The organism is Bacillus methanolicus PB1, assembly GCF_000262755.1.
GTDB lineage: Bacteria > Bacillota > Bacilli > Bacillales > Cytobacillaceae > Bacillus_Z > Bacillus_Z methanolicus.
Window position 1 is genome coordinate 429,444 of sequence record NZ_AFEU01000003.1, and the last position, 18,972, is coordinate 448,415.

At 40.1% G+C, this 18,972-nt stretch carries 20 protein-coding genes, 2 pseudogenes and 1 riboswitch; of the genes and pseudogenes, 4 read left to right on the forward strand and 18 right to left on the reverse strand.

Features of this window, described 5'->3' with window-relative positions:
* Positions 1-74: 74 nt before the first annotated feature.
* The 9 genes from PB1_RS11825 to PB1_RS11865 all read right to left on the reverse strand — a co-directional run bounded on the left by PB1_RS11825 (position 75) and on the right by PB1_RS11865 (position 6,727).
* Positions 75-1,058, reverse strand: coding sequence for a Gfo/Idh/MocA family protein (locus PB1_RS11825; RefSeq protein ID WP_004436827.1), 984 nt, complete (start codon positions 1,056-1,058; stop codon positions 75-77).
* 309 nt (positions 1,059-1,367) lie between these two features.
* Positions 1,368-1,559: a hypothetical protein gene (locus tag PB1_RS11830; protein WP_004436828.1), complete on the reverse strand. Its 192-nt coding sequence runs from the start codon at positions 1,557-1,559 to the stop codon at positions 1,368-1,370.
* 169 nt (positions 1,560-1,728) lie between these two features.
* On the reverse strand, positions 1,729-1,995 hold the full coding sequence (locus PB1_RS11835; protein WP_004436831.1) for a phage holin: 267 nt from the start codon (positions 1,993-1,995) through the stop codon (positions 1,729-1,731).
* Between the two features lie 302 nt (positions 1,996-2,297).
* The gene (locus PB1_RS11840) at positions 2,298-3,047 is read right to left on the reverse strand and encodes a Cof-type HAD-IIB family hydrolase (RefSeq protein WP_004436832.1); all 750 of its coding nucleotides are present in this window, start codon (positions 3,045-3,047) and stop codon (positions 2,298-2,300) included.
* A 93-nt stretch (positions 3,048-3,140) separates the two neighbouring features.
* Positions 3,141-3,929 (reverse strand): TatD family hydrolase, encoded by a 789-nt coding sequence (locus tag PB1_RS11845; protein WP_004436834.1) that lies wholly within the window; start codon positions 3,927-3,929, stop codon positions 3,141-3,143.
* Positions 3,913-4,668, reverse strand: a complete 756-nt coding sequence (locus PB1_RS11850; RefSeq protein ID WP_004436835.1) for an ABC transporter ATP-binding protein — start codon at positions 4,666-4,668, stop codon at positions 3,913-3,915. The genes PB1_RS11845 and PB1_RS11850 overlap by 17 nt, the downstream gene beginning before the upstream one ends.
* Positions 4,665-5,432, reverse strand: a complete 768-nt coding sequence (locus tag PB1_RS11855; protein ID WP_004436837.1) for an ABC transporter permease — start codon at positions 5,430-5,432, stop codon at positions 4,665-4,667. Before PB1_RS11855 ends, PB1_RS11850 begins: the two co-directional genes overlap by 4 nt.
* Positions 5,432-5,722, reverse strand: coding sequence for a thiamine-binding protein (locus PB1_RS11860; protein WP_004436839.1), 291 nt, complete (start codon positions 5,720-5,722; stop codon positions 5,432-5,434). The genes PB1_RS11855 and PB1_RS11860 overlap by 1 nt, the downstream gene beginning before the upstream one ends.
* A 12-nt stretch (positions 5,723-5,734) precedes the next feature.
* Positions 5,735-6,727, reverse strand: a complete 993-nt coding sequence (locus PB1_RS11865) for an ABC transporter substrate-binding protein (RefSeq protein ID WP_004436840.1) — start codon at positions 6,725-6,727, stop codon at positions 5,735-5,737.
* A gap of 103 nt (positions 6,728-6,830) precedes the next feature.
* A riboswitch (TPP riboswitch) is annotated at positions 6,831-6,940 on the reverse strand.
* 268 nt (positions 6,941-7,208) lie between these two features.
* Here PB1_RS11865 and PB1_RS11870 point away from each other — a divergent pair.
* The 4 genes and pseudogenes from PB1_RS11870 to PB1_RS11885 all read left to right on the forward strand — a co-directional run bounded on the left by PB1_RS11870 (position 7,209) and on the right by PB1_RS11885 (position 10,610).
* Positions 7,209-8,114 carry an ABC transporter ATP-binding protein gene (locus PB1_RS11870; RefSeq protein ID WP_034645610.1) on the forward strand — a complete coding sequence of 302 codons (906 nt, stop codon included), beginning with the start codon at positions 7,209-7,211 and terminating at the stop codon, positions 8,112-8,114.
* A pseudogene (locus tag PB1_RS11875) lies at positions 8,114-8,850 on the forward strand (ABC transporter permease). Before PB1_RS11870 ends, PB1_RS11875 begins: the two are co-directional and overlap by 1 nt.
* Before the next feature lie 7 nt (positions 8,851-8,857).
* Positions 8,858-10,011: pseudogene (locus PB1_RS11880) on the forward strand (sensor histidine kinase).
* Positions 10,008-10,610: a response regulator transcription factor gene (locus tag PB1_RS11885; RefSeq protein ID WP_004436847.1), complete on the forward strand. Its 603-nt coding sequence runs from the start codon at positions 10,008-10,010 to the stop codon at positions 10,608-10,610. Before PB1_RS11880 ends, PB1_RS11885 begins: the two are co-directional and overlap by 4 nt.
* 70 nt (positions 10,611-10,680) lie before the next feature.
* Here PB1_RS11885 and PB1_RS17825 read toward each other — a convergent pair whose 3' ends face one another.
* From PB1_RS17825 to cdaS, 9 genes are all read right to left on the reverse strand, one after another.
* Complete coding sequence (locus PB1_RS17825) at positions 10,681-10,845, reverse strand: hypothetical protein (RefSeq protein WP_004436849.1); 165 nt, start codon at positions 10,843-10,845, stop codon at positions 10,681-10,683.
* Positions 10,838-11,167 carry a DUF1700 domain-containing protein gene (locus PB1_RS11890; RefSeq protein WP_004436850.1) on the reverse strand — a complete coding sequence of 110 codons (330 nt, stop codon included), beginning with the start codon at positions 11,165-11,167 and terminating at the stop codon, positions 10,838-10,840. Before PB1_RS11890 ends, PB1_RS17825 begins: the two co-directional genes overlap by 8 nt.
* A complete protein-coding gene (locus PB1_RS11895) occupies positions 11,124-11,810 on the reverse strand; it encodes a response regulator transcription factor (protein ID WP_004436854.1) in 687 nt (228 codons plus the stop codon). Before PB1_RS11895 ends, PB1_RS11890 begins: the two co-directional genes overlap by 44 nt.
* Before the next feature lie 158 nt (positions 11,811-11,968).
* Positions 11,969-12,853 (reverse strand): hypothetical protein, encoded by an 885-nt coding sequence (locus PB1_RS11900; RefSeq protein WP_004436856.1) that lies wholly within the window; start codon positions 12,851-12,853, stop codon positions 11,969-11,971.
* A 47-nt stretch (positions 12,854-12,900) separates the two neighbouring features.
* Positions 12,901-14,673, reverse strand: a complete 1,773-nt coding sequence (locus PB1_RS11905) for an ABC transporter ATP-binding protein (protein ID WP_004436858.1) — start codon at positions 14,671-14,673, stop codon at positions 12,901-12,903.
* A 397-nt stretch (positions 14,674-15,070) separates the two neighbouring features.
* Positions 15,071-15,904, reverse strand: a complete 834-nt coding sequence (locus PB1_RS11910; protein WP_004436863.1) for a glycerophosphodiester phosphodiesterase — start codon at positions 15,902-15,904, stop codon at positions 15,071-15,073.
* Between the two features lie 353 nt (positions 15,905-16,257).
* Positions 16,258-16,599, reverse strand: coding sequence for a hypothetical protein (locus tag PB1_RS11915; RefSeq protein WP_004436864.1), 342 nt, complete (start codon positions 16,597-16,599; stop codon positions 16,258-16,260).
* A gap of 249 nt (positions 16,600-16,848) precedes the next feature.
* The gene (locus PB1_RS11920; RefSeq protein ID WP_004436865.1) at positions 16,849-18,000 is read right to left on the reverse strand and encodes a glycerate kinase; all 1,152 of its coding nucleotides are present in this window, start codon (positions 17,998-18,000) and stop codon (positions 16,849-16,851) included.
* A 180-nt stretch (positions 18,001-18,180) separates the two neighbouring features.
* Entirely contained in the window at positions 18,181-18,780 is a 600-nt protein-coding gene (cdaS, locus tag PB1_RS11925) for a sporulation-specific diadenylate cyclase CdaS (protein WP_004436867.1), read from the reverse strand.
* Positions 18,781-18,972 lie beyond the last annotated feature (192 nt).

An 18,972-nucleotide genomic window follows, 5' to 3' on the forward strand; every position in this document is an offset into this window, starting at 1 on the left:
TAATTCCTAATTTCCTTCTTGTCAATAGTAAAGGGCCAGACCCCTACTAAAGTAGGGGCCAGACCCTTTACAATTTATTTTTGGTCTGCCGGAAATACGACGCCAATTTGTTTGCGTGCTTCATCAATCACTTCCATAGCGGATACTGAATTAGCAAATGAATTTATTGAAGACTCTCTTTCGCCGTTTTGAATTAGTCGTATGAATTCTTTTGTTTCATAATACATCGAGTGTCCCTGAGGCTGAGAAATGTCTTCGATCGTTCCGTCCCTGTACTGGATTTTCACATCTGTCGGTGTGTGTATTTTGTCAATAATAATGTTTCCATTTTCACCTTGTATTTCAGACGGAATAAAAGAATTAGTGATCTTAGAAAACATGATGACGGCTTCTTTGTCTTCATATTTCATAAGGATGCTTCCTTCTCCGTCAACTCCCGATTCAAGAATAAGCCCGTTCGCCTTTATACTAAGCGGTTTACCGAACAGAACAATGGCGGGAAATATGCAGTAAACGCCAATATCCATTAATGCTCCGTTTGAAAAAGCCGGATTAAATGCATTAAGGATCGTGCCTTGTTTATAAGCATCGTAACGGGACGAATACTGGCAAAAACTCGCAAAATACCTGCGGATTGTTCCGATTTTATGTATGTTTTCTTGAATTGCTTGAAAGCTCGGAAGGAGAGTCGATTTTAATGCTTCCATTAACAAGACGTTATTAGCTTTTGCCGCCTCAACCATCTTTTTAGCTTCCGCAGCATTCGATGCGATCGGTTTTTCGCACAGCACATGTTTCCCTGCATTCAAATAAATAATCGCTTGTTCAGCATGCAATGAGTTAGGGCTTGCAATGTATACGGCATCAATATGATTGCTTTTTGCCATCGTTTCGTGATCTGTGAAAATGTATTTTGCCCCATGCTTTAAAGCAAATTCATCGGCCCGTTCTTTTGTTCTGGAATAAACAGCCGTTAAAGCAAAATCCTCTATTTCTTTTGCTCCTTTTAAAAATTCATCAGTAATCCAGTTCGTTCCGACAACCCCAAATCGTATCAAAATGTTTCCCCCTTTGTGCTAAAATCAAAAATGATACATGTGAAAATTTTTCAACTTCATAGTAACAGTATAATAGTGATTTTTCCATAAATGTTTAAGAAATAACTTAATACAAAAAAAAGCCCGGATTTGTCCGGAACCTTTATCTTGTATATTTATTTGTTTGTTAAAAACTCGTTGCTGGATACGAATCCCTTCTCATTTGCCACGTGCTTTCAAAGCAAATCTCAGAGTCTATCAATTTCAAAGTTTAATATAATACGAAATGTTTTCATCTTCACAATAGTAAAAAAGTCCCAGAAAACAAACTCAGTTCCATCGGCCGGTTTTTGATATTTCTAGCAGCGCCCAAATTAAGTGAAACATAAACATTGCGATTGTAATCGGAACGAGCATCAATAAATTTTTGCCGTATTTTTCTTTAATTTCTGCTACATAGAAACCGCAGAAAAACAAAACTACCATTGCAACTATAAGCATAAATGTGTAAACGAAATACATTCGCTAAATCCTCCTTGGCAACTTCATTAGGCGATCATTTTATCATAGATCACCTTTGTCTATTTATCCTTGATTGCCATTATAAGTAAGGAAAACGCTTAAGTAAAGGCATTCAATCATGGATTTGGCATTGTTCATATATTTGTCAGAATTTGTTCGATTTCTATTATTATTTCGGTTTATCATACTTCATAGCCCTGTCGCTATCTTGATATCCTTTTGTTGTTGGATCCTGAATGACCCCTAGCATCGACAAAATAGCAAAAACGGAATTGGCAAGGGTAAGAACTTCGTTTTTCACTTCTTCTGTAAGCTGAAAATCTGTTACTCCCAAGGAATTTAATGCAGATAAAATTACTTGAGCGACAAGCATAATTTGTGAGAGGAATGAGATGACCCATATTCTATTTTGAAAACGAACCTTCCAGTTTATCATGTTTCAATTCTCCTTTACTGGTAATTTTTTACTACTAACATATGCTTGTCTTCTCAATTGTTGTATGCTTTTACACTAAAAGATAGACAAAAAAAATTAAAGAGGCTGTCTCATAAGGGTCTGACCCTTAGGATTTTTATACGAAAATGTCCGGTAAAAAGCAAAAAAAGCAACGACCTTTGTCCCGCTAATTTCATTAAAAATTGCAGGTCAAAGGTCGAAAACATTTTCATTCATCGTGGTGGCTGATATGCCATGGAGGTTTGAGACAGCCTCTCAGATTTTTAATTAAATATAAACAATTAATTTAACACCCATTTCCGGATCGCTTGAGCTACTCCGGCTTCGTCATTTGTTCCAGTTACATCATCAGCTGCTTCTTTTACGATATCCTGGGCGTTTCCCATTCCAATTCCCAGGCCTGCTTCTCTTATCATTGCAATATCGTTTAAACTGTCACCGCACGCCATTACATGATCCATCGAAATGCCAAGGAAATTGCATATTTTGCGAATCGCTTTTGCTTTGTTTATCCCAATCGGATTGACTTCGATGTTGGTAGGGCTTGAATTGCTTATTTCGAATTTGCCCATTGCTTTCAATTCATTCAAAATGATTTCACGGACATTGTCATCTTCAACATCAAAGCCGAATTTCAGCCATTTCGATGCAGCGATCAGCTCGGGGCTAAGTTCCCTGCTGTAAACTTTGTCTGTACTGACAGCCCAAAAGTATGTTTTATATGTTTGTGAAAGGTCCCACAGCCACTTGATCAGTTCGGAATCAATTAAGTTTCTTTCTACAAGCTCGCCGTCAGGGCCCCAAATTTCACTTCCGTTCACTGTAACGAGATAAGATGATAGTTCCAGCGACTGGGCATAATCACGGCAAGTCAACAAACTTCTTCCCGTACTGAGCACGACATGAATACCTTTTTCCATTGCTTCTTTAATTGCTTTTCGATTTTCTTCCGGCACTTCACACTTTTCATTAAGCAAAGTCCCATCCATATCGAGTGCAATCAACTTAATATCCAAATCTTTCTCTCCCATGTTTCTTCCTCCCGCCGTTTGTTCGTATTGTCTCTGATTATATCGGACTCAAGTGAGTTAAAAAGAGAGCAGCCTATTCTCTCCCATCATTCTTTATTGTACACCATTCAATATATAATAGAATGTTTTTGTATTTTTCAGCAATTGGCTAAACACGTCATTGACGGGAATCTTTTTGATTTTCGCCATTTCTTTCACGGATTCTGCCATCATTGCCGGATGAGTCATTTTTCCTTTAAAAGGGCCTTCAAACGGCCAAGGACCATCTGTTTCAATCATGATTCGTTCCAGCGGATAAGCTTTCACAAGTTGTTGAATCTCATATTCATAAATGACATCAGGCGTTACGGATATAAAATAGCCATTGGAGATCATTCTTTCGATCGTTTTACTGTCGCCTTTAAACCAATGAAAATGGGCTTTTTCTATCGAATGTTTTTCGAGCAGATCACAGGCAATTGGCGCATCGTCATATACCGCATGTAAAACAATCGGTTTTTCCCACTCTCTAGCCAATTTGATAAAAAGTTCGAGAAGCTCCAAATACCGTCCGATTTCGTAAGAAGCAACTTTCTGTTCACTCCGAAAATAATAAGGAAGTCCGACTTCACCTACAGCAGCCATCTCGTCTTTGTGTTCATTCATCCAGCCAACAAGTTTTTCAATCTCGTTTTCATTGGGAAGCGGCTGTTCCGGATGAAAACCGAAAGCCGGTTTGACTTTATCATATTTTTTTGAAAGCCGGAGATTTTTTTTGCATGATTCAAGATGGAATGACACAGAAATTAGCGCTTCAAGAAATGGAGAGTTTTCAATGATCTCTTTAATCGCCTCTTCTTTATATTGATCAAGATGGATATGGGCATCAATCATTTTTTCCATCACGGCTGCTCCCCTGCAACGTGTAAAAAATCTCCCTTTTCCATTTCAGAAAATCGTCTGTAAGCATCATACTTTCGTCTCTTGGCCGTGAAAAAGGAAGATGAAATTCAGCTTTCACTTTCGCCGGTTTATTTGACAGTACGATGATCCTGTCTGATAAAAACAAAGCTTCGTCAATGTTATGGGTGACAAACAAGACTGTCTTGCGATTTTCCTCCCAGATCGACAATAGCCATTTTTGCATATGAAGCCGGGTTAGCTCATCCAGCGCAGAAAACGGTTCATCCAGGCAAATAACGGATTGCGGGCTTAATAATGCACGAATGAAGGCAACCCTCTGCTTCATTCCGCCGGATAATTCATGAGGGTAAGAATTCAGATAAAAAGCTAATCCTGCTTTTGCGAGCATATTCTTTGCTTTTTCCTTGTCCGGTTTCCCTTTCAATTCTTGGCTGAGCACAGTGTTTTCCAAAACGGTTCTCCACGGGAAAAGCGACGGGTTTTGCGGCATATAGCTGATTTCTCCCCTTGTTCCATTGATCGTTTTGTTTTCAAGCTGTATCGTTCCATCATCAGGTGTGATGATTCCGCCGATCATATGAAAAATGGTGCTTTTCCCGCTTCCAGACGGACCGATGATTGAAACAAATTCTTCTTTTCCCACTCGAAAGGTAAGGTCACGAATAATTTCGTTTCTGCCAAATCGTTTTGAAACTTCTTTTATAATAAGATGGCTCATCTTTGATCCTCTCCTTTGCCCTGCCAATGAACAATTCGCTTTTCAGCCAAAACAATCAGCAGGAAAAACAGCAGGCTGAGAAACATAATCGTAAAAATCGCGACAAATACGCGGTCGGTGCGAAACGAGGAGGAAGCCAGCGTCATGTAAACGCCAATTCCTTTTTCCGCGCCAAGCCATTCTGATATGACTGCTCCCATGACACTGTATGTCGCAGAGATTTTTAATCCGGAAAAAATCGACGGAAGCGAATGCGGCCACTCCAGCTTCCAAAACAGCTGCTGTTTTGTAGCCCCCGCCATCATCATGTAATGTTTAAGTTCCTGTGGAGTTTGCCTGAAACCGTCCATAGCGGCGATCGTGATCGGGAAAAAACAGACAAGCGTGATGACGATTATCTTCGGCAGCAGCCCAAACCCAAACCATATGACAAGAAGCGGTGCGAGCACAATAATCGGCACATTTTGCGATAAAATCAAGAGCGGATAAACGGATGTCCGAAGGAATGGAACGAGATGCAAAACAATGGCCGTGAAAATGCCGACGCCGGACCCGGCTGCAAAACCGAGAAGGGCGATTTTGACCGTTGAAACTGCATCCGGATAAAAATTGGACCAGCCAGCCGCCCCTTCCGCCACAATTTTGGATGGGGCAGGCAGGAGCCATTTAGGGATTCCGGCCGTTTTTACTCCAATTTCCCAAGTGATAAAGAAAAGGAGGAGAACCAGGAGCGGTCTCCATCCTTTTATGATTGCTTCTCTCATTACCGATACTTCTCCGTCAGTTGATTCATTGTAATCCCCTCTGGCTGGTATAAAATTTTTACTTGAGAGATGACATTTTTACTGCCCATTTCAATCATCCGCTCATTCATATCTTTGATGACTTTTAATAGCTTGTCCAGTTCGCCTTCCATTGTCGTTTCAAGCGGGTGCACCTCATATGCAACCCCTGAATCATGTATCACTTTTATCGCTTCGTCCACATACGGTATCACATCTTCCCCATTTTTTGTCTTTGGCAAAATTTGAATGCTTACAAGCGCGTCAGCCATCTTGTTTCCTCCCTATTCCGGCAAAAATTCATTGGTGAATGCTTTTTTGGCATCAAGCTTTTTTTCCAATAAGCCATTTTCATACATCCAGGACGCGTAATTTTCCCATACCTCAAGCTTTTGTTCGCCCCATCTCGGCGCATCATCCTGATATTTTGATGCCAGCCATTCTTGGCTCTTTTTCACTAATTCCGGATCAAGGTCTGGCTCCGCTTTAATTAAAATATCTGCCGCTTTTTTAGGATTTTTAATCGCAAATTGATAGCCTTTTGATGCGGCGCTCACAAATGCTTTTACAATCTCAGGTTTTTTCGAAATAATTGTTTCGTTTGTCGTTAACACCGGTGTGTAATAGTCGAGTTTTTTGGAGTAATCGGTTAAATATACCATGTTCAATTTCTCGCCGCGAAGCTCTGCTTCAATGCCTGTCCATCCGTAATAAATCCATGCAAAATCAATGTCCTTTTTTACGGCGGTAAAGAAATCTGTATCTCCTATGTTTACAATCTTTACTTTTTCGACATCGGCATTTTCTTTTTTCATTAATGAGCTGATCACTGACTTTTCAACCGGTGAGCCCCAACCGCCGTAAGTCTTTCCTTCAAAATCCTTCGGTGATTTGATATTTTTTTCAACCGGCGATGCAAATCCTGATGTGTTGTGCTGAATGATCGCCGCAATCGACACAATCGGAACTCCCTGGATGCGCGCCTGCGTAATTCCTTCCTGGTAACCGACCCCAAATTCAGATTTTCCGGATGCCACTAGCTGATCCGCTCCCGTCTCACCCGGCTTAACTATTTCTACATCCAATCCTTCCTGTTCGAAATAGCCTTTTTCTTTCGCTACATATAATCCGGTGTGATTGGTGTTCGGCGTCCAATCGAGCACGACCGACACCTTTTCAAGTGATTTTTCTTTTTTGTCTGATGATGAATCATTCTTGTCAGTACCGCAGCCCGTTAAGAGCATGGCTGAAAAAAGCAATGCAAGCCATTTTTTCATTTGATAGTTCCCCCTTTATGTAATTATGAAATCAAGCAAGCCAGGACGCAAAAAAAATGCGCCCAGGCCAGAACCTGAGCGTGCAGACGAACAAACATTCAATCTGTAGAAGATTCATGTTCCCTCCGCTGGTCTGAACCAGTTCAGGTTCCAAGGGTCATCATCTTACGGATGAAATCTCAACCGGCAACACCGGTCCCCCTACATTTCATACTATGAAATTATCAAATCAAAACAATTATAGCAGATTACTAGAAACGGGGCCAGGCCCCCTTCTTGCTTTAAAGCGGTAACGCTGTAATGTGGTGCGGGTCAGACCCGCGGCGCTTTAAAGTGTTAACGCGGTAATACTTTGCAAACTCGACCCGCATTGCGGTTAAAAATATGACATTTGTCATCTGATTTTCATGACATTTCTGACTAAAAAATGGTTTTCCTGCATTATACAATGAAATCAGTAATCAGGAGGTGTTACATGTTAATGAATGAAGTTGTGAGTGTAAAAAATGTAACAAAGACCTTTCAGGATAAAAAAGCAGTGAATGATATATCCTTTTCCATCGGGAAGGGTGAGGTAGTAGCAATCCTTGGCCCGAACGGCGCCGGGAAAACAACAACCATTTCGATGATGTTGGGGCTGTTAACGCCGACAGCTGGAGAAATTCGTTTATTCGGCCGGCTGCCACCGGAAAAAAACGTCCGTGAGAAGATCAGCACGATGCTGCAGGAAGTCAGTGTCATGGAGGGTTTAAAGGTTAAAGAGCTGCTGGAATTAATCCGAAGTTATTATCCTCATCCCTTGCCATTACACGATCTCATTGCTTTAACCGGGTTAACGGAACAGGATTTAAAAAAAATGACAGAAAAGTTATCAGAGGGACAAAAGCGCCGGCTGAGTTTTGCATTAGCACTTGCTGGAAATCCTGAGCTTATTATATTAGACGAGCCGACAGTCGGGATGGATATTACATCAAGAAATCGATTTTGGCAAACAGTTGAAAAACTCGCCGGCCAAGGGCGGACCATTATTTTTACAACCCATTATCTTCAAGAAGCGGATGATATCGCACAACGAATTTTGCTGTTTAAAAATGGCGAGATTATTGCAGACTTAACCTCTTCAGAAATAAAAGCGAGACTTTCAAAGAAATCTGTTACTTTTGTGGTCGATCCGGCAATGTCTCTCGTTAGTCTGTTTAAACACCCAGTCATCGACAATATTTATCGAAAAAATGACCGGGTCATTGTCCAGACCGATGACACAGATAAAGTATTAGAACTTCTTTTCATAGAGAAAATCGGGGCACGTGATATCGTAATTGAACGCGGAAAATTGGAAGAGGCGTTTAAGGAGCTAACCGCCGAACACAGGGAGGTAAAAAAATAATGAAGGTATTGCAGTTGCAATGCAAAACAGAGATATTAAGGGTATTGCGGAATCGTTACTTTCTTTTTTGGTCATTGATGATGCCTATCCTTTTCTATTATATTTTTACAAATGTCGTGAATACGAATGTACCCGACAAAGCCCTTTGGCAAGCACATTATTTAATGTCGATGACGGTTTATAGTGTCATGGGTTCTTCAATGATGACGCTAGGCATTCGCATGGTTCAAGCACGCTCCGAAGGCTGGGCCACGTTTATCCGCATTACGCCGCTTTCTGACAGCGTTTATTTTGCCGCACAAATGATCGGCCAAAGTGTCATTCATATTCTTTCAATTACAGTTATTTTTACGGCCGGAGCCATTATCAATAACGTTAGCCTAACTCCATATGAATGGATCATGAGTGGAATATGGATTTTAATTGCCTCGACACCTTTTCTGGCCTTAGGAACATTGATCGGCTTGATGAAAAAAGTTGAAACGGCAGCCACCATCAGCAATGTGCTATATATGGTACTGGCGATCACAGGAGGATTGTGGATGCTTCTTGAAGTCATGCCTGAATTGATGCAAAACATTGGAAAATGGCTGCCTTCGTATCATTTTGGAAATGGCGCATGGGAAATTGTTCGCGGGAGAATGCCTGAATGGAAGAATTTTCTCATATTGGTATCCTATTTGCTCGTATTCATGACAATATCTAAATAATTAGAAGAAAACAAGAAGCGGTGTGAGGAAGGTATGCTTGACTTTAAGGGCAGGCAAATTTCGATTTTTCCCAGGCGTTATGGCTTTTTCCCATATATCTTTCTAATTTATGTCTTGTTTCCAATCTTTTATTTAATGAGTGAGACAGGTTTTAAACAGGTATTTGGCTATATAATGGTTTTCCTTTTTTTAGTTACGTACCGCCAACTGTATTTCGCAGCTGAAAGAAAGAGCTTTTCCTGCTGGCTTGCCCTGCAGCTGTTGATCATCTTTATTTTCGGCATGTTCTATAACCTAAATTTCTGATTTTTAGGTTTTTTTTTCCGCAAATTTTATCGGCTGGTACAAGGATAAAAAAATGTTTAAGTGGGGGATCATCAGTCTAGTTTTCGTTGAATTAGTTCCAATATTTTATCATTTGATTCATGCTCAGTTTGACTTTTCAACAAAAGATTTACTGTATTTTGTTCCATTTTTGGTCATTATGTTCATCTCGCCGTATGGAATCCGTTCCTTGAATAAACGAATGGAACTGGAGAAACAGCTCGATCAAGCCAACCAGCAAATTAAAGAATTGGTGAAGCGCGAGGAATGGCTGCGTATTGCCCGCGACCTTCATGATACGCTCGGTCATACGTTGTCTCTCCTTACGTTAAAAAGCCAGCTTGTCCAAAGGTTAACGGCGATTGATCCGGAGCGGGCCCGGTTCGAGGCAAAGGAAATGGAGATCACCTCCCGCGCCGCACTAAAACAAGTGCGCGAACTTGTTTCCGACATGAGAGCTGCCGCTATTGCGGAGGAACTCATGCAAATTCAACAAATTTTAAAAGCCGCGGATATTGCTTATCATTACAATGGGGAAGTCGATTACAAAGAGATTTCCCTCTTTACACAAAACATGTTAAGCATGTGTTTGCGAGAAGCAGCAACGAATGTCGTAAAGCACAGTCGCGCAAAAAATTGCTTTATTTCCATTTATCGGACGTCTGACTATTTTAAAGTAATCGTAAAGGACGATGGCATTGGTATAGCCGATCGCCATCAGTAATGGCAATGGGTTAAACGGAATCAAAGAACGGCTTGATTTAATTGACGGGACTCTATTACTTTTCAATCATAACGGAACCGTGCTGGAAATGACAGTCCCGATTTTACAAAAAGCTGAGAAAGAAGGTGCCGCTGTATGATCCGCCTGTTTATTGCCGAAGACCAGCCGATGCTTCTCGGAGCATTGGGGTCATTGTTCGATCTTGAAGACGATATGAAGGTAATCGGCCAAGCATTGAATGGAGAGGAAGCCCTTCATTCCATTCTGATTCTTCAGCCTGATCTGTGTCTAATGGATATTGAGATGCCGGTGAAAAACGGGCTGGAAGTAGCGGAAGAATTGTCCAAACGCTCAGTTACCTGCAAAGTGATCATTCTAACAACGTTCGCCCGTCCCGGTTATTTTGAACGGGCGCTGAAAATCGGGGTTCATGGTTATTTACTGAAGGATGGTTCGATAGAAGAACTGGCTGATGCAATTCGGAAAGTAATGGCCGGAAAGCGGGTTTTTAGTCCAGAATTAACGTTTGATGCAATCCGGGAAGAAAACCCGCTCAGCCAAAGAGAACAGGAAATTTTGCGACTGGCAGCTGAAGGAAAAACCACAAAGGAAATTACGGCCTCGCTCTATTTATCATCGGGAACACTCCGAAACTATATTTCTGAAATCATTCAAAAATTGAATGCAAAAAACCGTATGGATGCTGTCAGTATTGCAAAGAAAAAAGGGTGGATATAGGCTCCAGAATTATATTTAGAGTAAACCCCTAAAGGTAGCTGCTAAAAATTTATAGATTTTTGTGTCTACTTTATTGACCTAATATCAAACTTTTAATAGATTTAATATTCTCATTTTTGGTCCTGTTTTTTTCAATAATTGTTACTTTCTTATTCATTGAACCAAAAGTTGCTGCACTTCCAATTACACCAATGAGAAATAATGTCAGGGCAATAAAAGAAAGCTTTTTAATCATGCATCATTCCACCTTTTAATATGGCTGCATTGTATTTCAGATAACGAAGAAAGCACTTTTTTACACCTATCGTTATATAATACATGCCTATTGTGATGAACAAACCTATGCCACAAAATGCAATCGAAACAAATACATCAAACCATTCGAAAGTTCCGGGAAAAGCAATGGCACATACGAACATTATGAATGGACTCAAAATCCCGGCTATACCACTAATCCAACCAGCACCCAAAAGACCAAGCAGCCCTAATAAAGGACCAAGAACAAAGAATAAGTTAACAAAACCTATACCAATAACTGTCCATATAGTTCGAAACATATTGTCTACAGCTCCTCTTCTGGTATAAGGCCGAACTTTTTGGCTTTTGCGATTGTATCGACCCTCGTCCTAACCCCAAACTTTTGGTAGAGCAATATTCAAGGGATCGTTGGCTCATCGATAAAGAATTAGCCATTTCTCTTGTATTTTTACCCTTTGACAATTCTGCCAAAATGTCTTCTTCTGTTTTCGTCAGGATTACCGTATCTTGCGAATTGGTTCCACCGGAAACGATCCCCGGCCTTCTTAGTTCTCTTACAAGCGAAAGCGGCAAGACAACCTGTTGACGCAGGGCGCTTCTTAACCCAATCACTAATTCTTCTCTTGAAGAAGTTTTTGATAAAAAACCGGAAACTCCAGCCTCCACCAATAAATTAAAGTGTGGTTTAATATCAAAACCGGTGTAAATCAATACTATTAAATCCTGGTTATACACTAAAGCTTTTTTTGTTAGTTCAAGCCCATTCAAGTGAGGCATATACAAATCAAACAGCAAAATATCATAATGTTGCAGCTCAATTTTATTTAATGCGTTCAAAGAACTGTTTTCTATTGAAATATTAAAGTCGGGTTCCTGCTCCAATAGCATTTTTGTAACTTCAAATATAGATAAATGGTCGTCGACAATCAAAATATTTATCATAGTAAAACCCTCTCAAAATTTTTTATCGCCAATGCTGTTAAATGGAATTTGCATGGTAACTTTTAACCCGCAATTCGGCTTTGAATAAAACTCTACATGACCAAAAAGGCTCTGGACGTGTTGCTTAATGCTTGTTAAACCCATATTATTAAAGACCGCTATTTTATCTCCACTACAAATGGGAACGCCCTGACTTTTCCATTTTGCTTGAACTCGGCCCATATCTTATAAATGCCAGGCTTTTCGAACTGTGTTTCAAAAACCGTATCCTTGTCATTTGCCGGATGCACATGGAGGAAATTCTGGGCATTTTCATCAAGAATGACCACATGGCCCATCGCTCCCAGATAAGGGGTTAATTTTGTTTTATCAAGATCAAAGGTTAACTTTACCGGTTCATTGGCCTTAAAAGAACTCATAGTTAGTTTTACGGTTTCGCCATCGACATTCTTGCTTAATGTTTTGTCCGGCTGAAGGCCATGGCTATGTGTTGACATACCCGGATTTCCTACGATAAATGGAACCGGCGCTACATGATAAGCTAAACTTTTCGGCTTAATGTCAACGAACGCCTTATAAAATCCATCAGGAAGACTATTCCCAATTGTAAATTCACCTTTGCCTGTCTGTTCAGGGTGCAGGTGGTAATATTTATGCAGCTGGTCATCCACAACTATAAGATGAAGCAGCTTCTCATGATTTACTTCTAAATCTTCCACTGGATTTCCCGACTTATCTTTTAAGAAAATCTTTAACTCATCTTGATCCGATTGAAGAAACACACTTACCTCGCTGCTGCCCTCAAGTGCCGTGCCGCTTCCATGCTGATGGCCGCTTTTGTTCACTTCACCTTGAACACTGTGGCCCTGGGATTCACCATGTGGCTCACTTTGTTCCTGACTTGTGGATGCTCCATATGACACAGATTGATTGTGGCCATGTGACTCGGTCTGTTTTTCATCGGCAAACCATTTAGCATACACTGAATATCCTCCTATTACTGCAGCCAAATATAGAACGGCCGCAATACTCCATTTTTTCATCGCTTTCACCCTCCTATTAGGAAAATTATTCCATATTATCAAGTTCCTTAAATGGCATACTTCACCGCCACTTCTGATTCTGCTGGATGCTGCCTTGAATATAACTCCTTGTAATAACCATTTAATTCCAGTAATCTATGATGGCTGCCGCTTTCGACGATCTCCCCGTTTTTCATCACAAAAATTGTATCGGCATCCACAATGGTTGAAAGCCTGTGGGCAATCATAATAATTGTTTTACCCCCTTTAATCCGATTAATTGATTCCTGGACAAGTTTTTCACTTTCATTATCAAGGGCGCTCGTCGCTTCGTCCAGGATAATCAGTGATGGGTCTTTCAAAAATACACGGGCAAGTGCAATCCGCTGTTTTTGGCCTCCGGAAAGCTTTATTCCTCTTTCGCCTATTTCTGTATCATATCCTTGAGGCAACGGTGCGATGAAATCATGGGCGAAAGCTTTGATCGAAGCTGAGATGATTTCATCATCGCTTGCGTCAAGCTTAGCCATTTTTATATTATCTTTAATAGAAGAACTGTATAAAAAGTTATCCTGGGTAACCATTCCAATATGCTTCCTTAGACTTGATAAGGAATAGTCTTTTATATTTACGCCATCTATCAAAATTTCACCGCTATCCACATCATACATTCTGTTTAAAAGCTGTAATACCGTACTCTTGCCTCCTCCGCTCTCTCCGACAAATGCATAGGTTTTGCCTTTTTCTATTTTAAAGGACATGTTTTTGATCACTTTGCTGTTTTCATTGTAAGAAAAAGATACGCGATTAAACACGATTGAATCTGAAAACTCCTTTAATTCAACAGGGTCATCCTTTTCCTTTATCGTTGACGGGATATGGAAGAAATCAAAAATCCTTTGCAAAGCGACCGTTCCTTCCGTGATAACGGGGAAAGCTTGAACTAAGGCGGCAACAGGGCTTCTCATTTTATCAACGTAAGCGAAGAAAGCAATTAAACTGCCGGCGGTTAAACTGCCATCGATAACAAAAAGACAGGCGGTCAATGCAACAATGAAAGGAGTCATGTCACTTAAAACGTTGACGGAAGCCAATGTGATCGCATTTAACCTTGCATGCTTATCTGTAAGGACTTCGTAATATTCCAAATGTTTATCCAGTTCTTCTTTGTCATGTTTCTCGGATGAAAACAATTTTGACAGAAAAGCACCCTGTATTTTTTCAAAGATAAACCCGCTTAACACGGACCGGTAATTCATCATGCTGCGCGTTGATTTCTTAAACCTTTTTGAAAGAAAATGTGCCACTATAAATTGAAAGCTGACCAATAAAACAGAAAGGATTGCCAGTTTGATGTTTAACGTCAACATCACAGCAGTAACAAACACCAAAACGATCATTTCAATCCAGATGTTCCCGAACAAGGCGGTCAAATATCCTCTTACTTTTTCAATATCATCAAAGAAGCGGGTTCCGATTTCGCCGCTTTTATTGTCCGCAAAATACTTTGCATCAAGGGAATGGATTTTATTAAAGGCCTCTTTCCGAAGTGCCTTTATGATGTTGTTATTGGCCTTATGGATGCAGAATTGCCTCACGTATTCCATCGGCTTTCGAATGAAGATAAAAACAACAAGCATCGAAAAAGCAATAAATGACAATTGGCCGATTTTTTCGGCACTGGACAATGCTCCGTTTTGCAACAAATGATCGAAAATGTATTTTAATATCAAAGGGACGGTGAGGGGGATCAGAAAACGGAACAAACTCCCGACATATCCCCACATATAAAGCTTAATTTCTTTTTTTATAAAAGGCAGAAATTGTTTAAACTCATTCACCTAAAGAACTCCTCTCATTTTCTTTTGACATATAAGACTAATCATTTCTTCACAAAAGATTCCTCCCTCCTGTTTATAATTAAATATTACTGTTTATTACCAGTTAAATAACGCAATCTTTATGGGCTGCTACCGCAATTATTTTGCGGGATGCCGCATTTGTTTTTCGTGTCTTTTAAACTACTCTATAAGTCCCTTGTTCTTTCATTGACATTGCTTTTAACTTTGATCCCATTTAATAAGCCTGGAACTATAAACCTTATTCAGCCATAAAAAAACCCCTTAAAGCAGTGCTGCCCAAAATGGTTTTTCAACATCTGCTAAAAGAGGTGCAATCGATGAAAAAAGGGCTTATTCTCGCCAATAAAACCTGCCCAAAATGGACAGGCAAGAAAATTTAGCGGCTTCTTGGGTCATAATCAGGATAATCAGTAATAATTCCATCAACTTTTGCATTATGCAATCGACGAATATCATCATTGCTTCGGACAGTCCAGCTCATTGTCCTCATTCCAAGAGCATGAATGCGATCAGTCAGTTTCTTGCTTACCAATGACTTATTAGGGTTTACGAAATCTGCATACCTAGAAAATTCCTGAAGCATTGCATTTGAATGATGTTGGGCTCGATAGGTCAAGACACCGACCGGCACTTCCGGAAGGATTTTGTGAAACGTTTTGATCGATTCAAAGTTAAATGACTGCACAATAATTTTTTCATTGGCAGGCGAGTGCATGTTCCGTTCTATTAATGTATCTGCAACCTTTTGTTCAATACCCGGGTAAAGTTCAGGGAATTTCAGTTCAATCAGAATGCCAATTTTGCCTCGGAATGCATCCAAAGCTTCCTGTAAGGTAGGAATTTGTTCTCCTGAAAATTCTGGACCAAACCAGCTTCCCGCATCCAGTGACCGCAGCTCTTTTAAAGTGAGCTTGCCTACTTTGCCTTTGCCATTCGTTGTCCTGTTAACAGTCTTATCATGCATAATGACGAGTTCTCCATCTTTGCTCATTTGTACATCCAGTTCAAAGTAGTCAGCATTCATGTCAAACGCTTTCTCAAACGCAGCTATTGTGTTTTCCGGCGCATAACCTGATGCACCACGGTGAGCAACCGTTTCAATTCTGTACTCTTTTTCAAATAGTGAACTCAATTTCGCTTCAAAGGACGGTGACATCATCAAACCAGCAAGAAGTGCGGCAGCAGAAGCAGTTGCAAAACTGGCAATCATCATATCATCTCCTTTATCAATCTATTAATAAGATTAATTGGAGACTATAAAGAAGCGATTACAACGAATCGGAATCTTTATTAAGATACGTCGATTCTTTTGTAAATTAGGAATAAAGTCGACGCCATGATCATTTCCTTGCATGCTATTAAGCTCCAACCGGCTAAAAAAAATAAAAATACAGAGCCAACTATACTTGTTGACTCTGTCTTATAAAAGTGCCATTATCCGTTTCGTATAACAACTTTTTGAATAACATATGTGAATTCCCGGTGCGGGCTGCAATTCTGGGCTGAAAAGACCGCGATCATTGAAATATAGGCGGCGGTTCAAATTAAGCTTAATTCATTTTTTCACACAGGCCTTGCCGTTTCCTTCCGGGTGACTTCGTCAATTTTATGTACAAACATTTGGAAAACGCGCCTTTTTTCTTCTAAATCACGGATAGACTCTTTCAGCTGTTCATATTTCTCCTCGAATGGTTTATGGTAGCGCTGGCGAATCGTTTCAATGATTTCTTCGTTCACTGTCGACTGAATTACTTGCTTTGTGATGCCGTATTTATATGCATAAACTTTCAACTCTTGTTTGACTTCCTCATATTCTTGATCAATCTGGCTCAATACTTCAGATATATCTTCCTTCCATTCTTCAAGGGATTTCTGTATGTACGATTGTTTCGTCATTTCATCCATGAAAACACCTTCCCGCCAATGATATAGTTTGTCCCGTTTCCATTTTAACGCAGCTTTTTTACAGCCCGTTTTCTGAACAATTACATTGTCATTTCATTTATGGTTTATATTTGGCGGGTTTCCTTTTCTGTTACTACAAAAATGATTAAAACATATCAGTTGACTTGTCGGACGGACAGTATATCTTTATTTTCAATTTCATTTTTTCAAAAAAATTGAACCAATAACCGCTTTTTCATTGGTTTTGGTTCAGCTGAAATCTTTCCCTTTTGCTATTCTTATAAGTGAAGCAATATTGGCTGCGGCTCTTTCCACATATTCTGCCGCATATTCGAAAGCGTCTGATAATGGTATTACACCTGGAACAATGCTGAATACAGCATCAATTCCGTGCTCGCGGAAAATCTCGAAGTCGCTTGCAACATTTCCAGCTAACGCGAGCACTGGAACCCCATATTGCTTTGCTGTTTTGGCTACCCCGATCGGCGTTTTGCCGGAGATCGTTTGTGAATCGATTTTTCCTTCCCCGGTAATAACAAGTGATGCATCTTTTACAAGTTCACGAAAGTTTGTCGCTTCTATTATTATATCAATCCCTCTTTTTAACTCGGCCGACAAAAAGGCAAGAAGTCCCCCGCCGAGACCGCCGGCAGCTCCTGAGCCGGGCACCTCTCCAATTGATTTTCCTAAATCTTTTTCAATTATTCGCGCATAATGGCTGAGATTTTTATCGAGCCGGCTGACCATTTCCGGTGTTGCACCCTTTTGCGGACCAAAAATTGCCGAAGCACCTTTTTCACCTGTTAATGGATTAACTACATCGCAAGCGACTTCAATTTTCACTAATTTGAGACGGGGATCCATACCGGATACATCGATAGATGCTAATTCGTCCAAGGAACCTCCGCCTTCGCCAATTTCACTACCTTTTTCATCCAGCAGCTTTGCACCGAGTGCCCGCGCCATACCGGCACCTCCATCATTTGTAGCGCTGCCGCCGATTCCGATAATGATTTTTTCAACATCTTGTTCAAGAGCGGCAGAAATCAATTCACCGGTACCTCTAGTCGTTGTAACGAGGGGATTTCTTTTGTCCGCAGGTACAAGATGAAGCCCTGAAGCAGCTGCCATCTCGATGACGGCCGTTTTCCCACCATTTCCGAGTAGTCCGAAAAACGCCTGAACAGGCTCGCCGAGTGGACCTGTTACTGTTTTTTCAACAATTGTTCCATTTGTGGCGTCTACAAGAGACTTAACCGTTCCTTCTCCCCCGTCAGCCATCGGGATCTTTACAATATCCTCGTCAGGAAAACTAGTGCGGAAACCTTTTTCGATTGAGTCAGCAACTTGTATAGCCGTTAAGCTTTCTTTAAATGAATCCGGTGCAATCACAACTTTCATGCAGACACACCTCATATCCAAAAATTTTAATACTTAAAACTTCAGTCAAAATAAAAGTGGGTTATTAGTAGAATTTATTTTTAATTAAGTATAATATTGCATGAAAAGTTCATATTTTTGAATTGTTATTTAGATTATAAGGAAAATTTTTCTTGTAGATAGATGAAAAATTCATTTTTATTATGTTTTTACGACATAAAGTGCTCCTTCGAAGGCAAATGAGATCCTTCCTGTTTCTTCTGAGACAACAAGGATTAGTGCGTCTGTCTGTTCTGATAGACCAAGTGCCGCCCGGTGGCGGGTGCCAAGCTTTCTCCCTTGATATGATTGGTTGGATAACGGCAAAATATTGCCTGCCGAAATGATGCTATTGTTTTGGATGACAGTCCCGCCGTCATGCATCGGATTACCGGGATAAAAAATGGTTTCAAGCAAAGGCTGGCTGATTTTTGCATCTATTGGAATCCCGTTATTGATAAGAGGTGCAACCGGAACCGTCCTTTCAACAACAATCAAAGCACCGTGCCTTTTTTCGGAAAGCTTTTGTGCAGCAAGAGAAATCGCAATATACTCATCCGTATAAGGCGCTAAATACGATTTTAAATAATATGAAGAAGCGATTGTTTGAATATCCGTTACAAGACGTGCCAAATGTTCAAAATTAGATAAAATACAGCAATCCGTATCATTCAGGTTTTCTTCAATTTTCGTCAGATCTTCCTTAATTTCAAAAATATATTTTGTCAGATCAGCTATAAATTGATCTTCATCTCTTTTCAATGGTCTTCATCCTTCTCCTTTAATAAAAACTCTGTTCATTTTTCCCACATTTAATTAATATTATCAGTCTCACGATCATTATTCTTTTAAATTGAAACACAATGTTCGTCCATTTTCTTATAATACCAAAGTTAAATCAACACCTGTCCCATTCCTTTTTATTCTTTATTCATATCTTATAATACGAGGGAT

Bases quoted from the DNA above. Each gene is read 5' to 3' on its own strand.
- PB1_RS11850 (WP_004436835.1), bottom strand. From the start codon at position 4,668: ATGAGCCATCTTATTATAAAAGAAGTTTCAAAACGATTTGGCAGAAAC.
- PB1_RS11885 (WP_004436847.1), top strand. From the start codon at position 10,008: ATGATCCGCCTGTTTATTGCCGAAGACCAGCCGATGCTTCTCGGAGCA.
- PB1_RS11920 (WP_004436865.1), bottom strand. From the start codon at position 18,000: ATGAAAGTTGTGATTGCACCGGATTCATTTAAAGAAAGCTTAACGGCT.
- PB1_RS11870 (WP_034645610.1), top strand. From the start codon at position 7,209: ATGAATGAAGTTGTGAGTGTAAAAAATGTAACAAAGACCTTTCAGGAT.
- PB1_RS11845 (WP_004436834.1), bottom strand. From the start codon at position 3,929: ATGGAAAAAATGATTGATGCCCATATCCATCTTGATCAATATAAAGAA.
- PB1_RS11900 (WP_004436856.1), bottom strand. From the start codon at position 12,853: ATGAAAAAATGGAGTATTGCGGCCGTTCTATATTTGGCTGCAGTAATA.
- PB1_RS11910 (WP_004436863.1), bottom strand. From the start codon at position 15,904: ATGATTGCCAGTTTTGCAACTGCTTCTGCTGCCGCACTTCTTGCTGGT.
- PB1_RS11835 (WP_004436831.1), bottom strand. From the start codon at position 1,995: ATGATAAACTGGAAGGTTCGTTTTCAAAATAGAATATGGGTCATCTCA.
- PB1_RS11865 (WP_004436840.1), bottom strand. From the start codon at position 6,727: ATGAAAAAATGGCTTGCATTGCTTTTTTCAGCCATGCTCTTAACGGGC.
- PB1_RS11895 (WP_004436854.1), bottom strand. From the start codon at position 11,810: ATGATAAATATTTTGATTGTCGACGACCATTTATCTATATTTGAAGTT.
- PB1_RS11915 (WP_004436864.1), bottom strand. From the start codon at position 16,599: ATGGATGAAATGACGAAACAATCGTACATACAGAAATCCCTTGAAGAA.
- PB1_RS11840 (WP_004436832.1), bottom strand. From the start codon at position 3,047: ATGGGAGAGAAAGATTTGGATATTAAGTTGATTGCACTCGATATGGAT.
- PB1_RS11830 (WP_004436828.1), bottom strand. From the start codon at position 1,559: ATGTATTTCGTTTACACATTTATGCTTATAGTTGCAATGGTAGTTTTG.
- PB1_RS11890 (WP_004436850.1), bottom strand. From the start codon at position 11,167: ATGTTTCGAACTATATGGACAGTTATTGGTATAGGTTTTGTTAACTTA.
- PB1_RS17825 (WP_004436849.1), bottom strand. From the start codon at position 10,845: ATGATTAAAAAGCTTTCTTTTATTGCCCTGACATTATTTCTCATTGGT.
- PB1_RS11860 (WP_004436839.1), bottom strand. From the start codon at position 5,722: ATGGCTGACGCGCTTGTAAGCATTCAAATTTTGCCAAAGACAAAAAAT.
- PB1_RS11855 (WP_004436837.1), bottom strand. From the start codon at position 5,432: ATGAGAGAAGCAATCATAAAAGGATGGAGACCGCTCCTGGTTCTCCTC.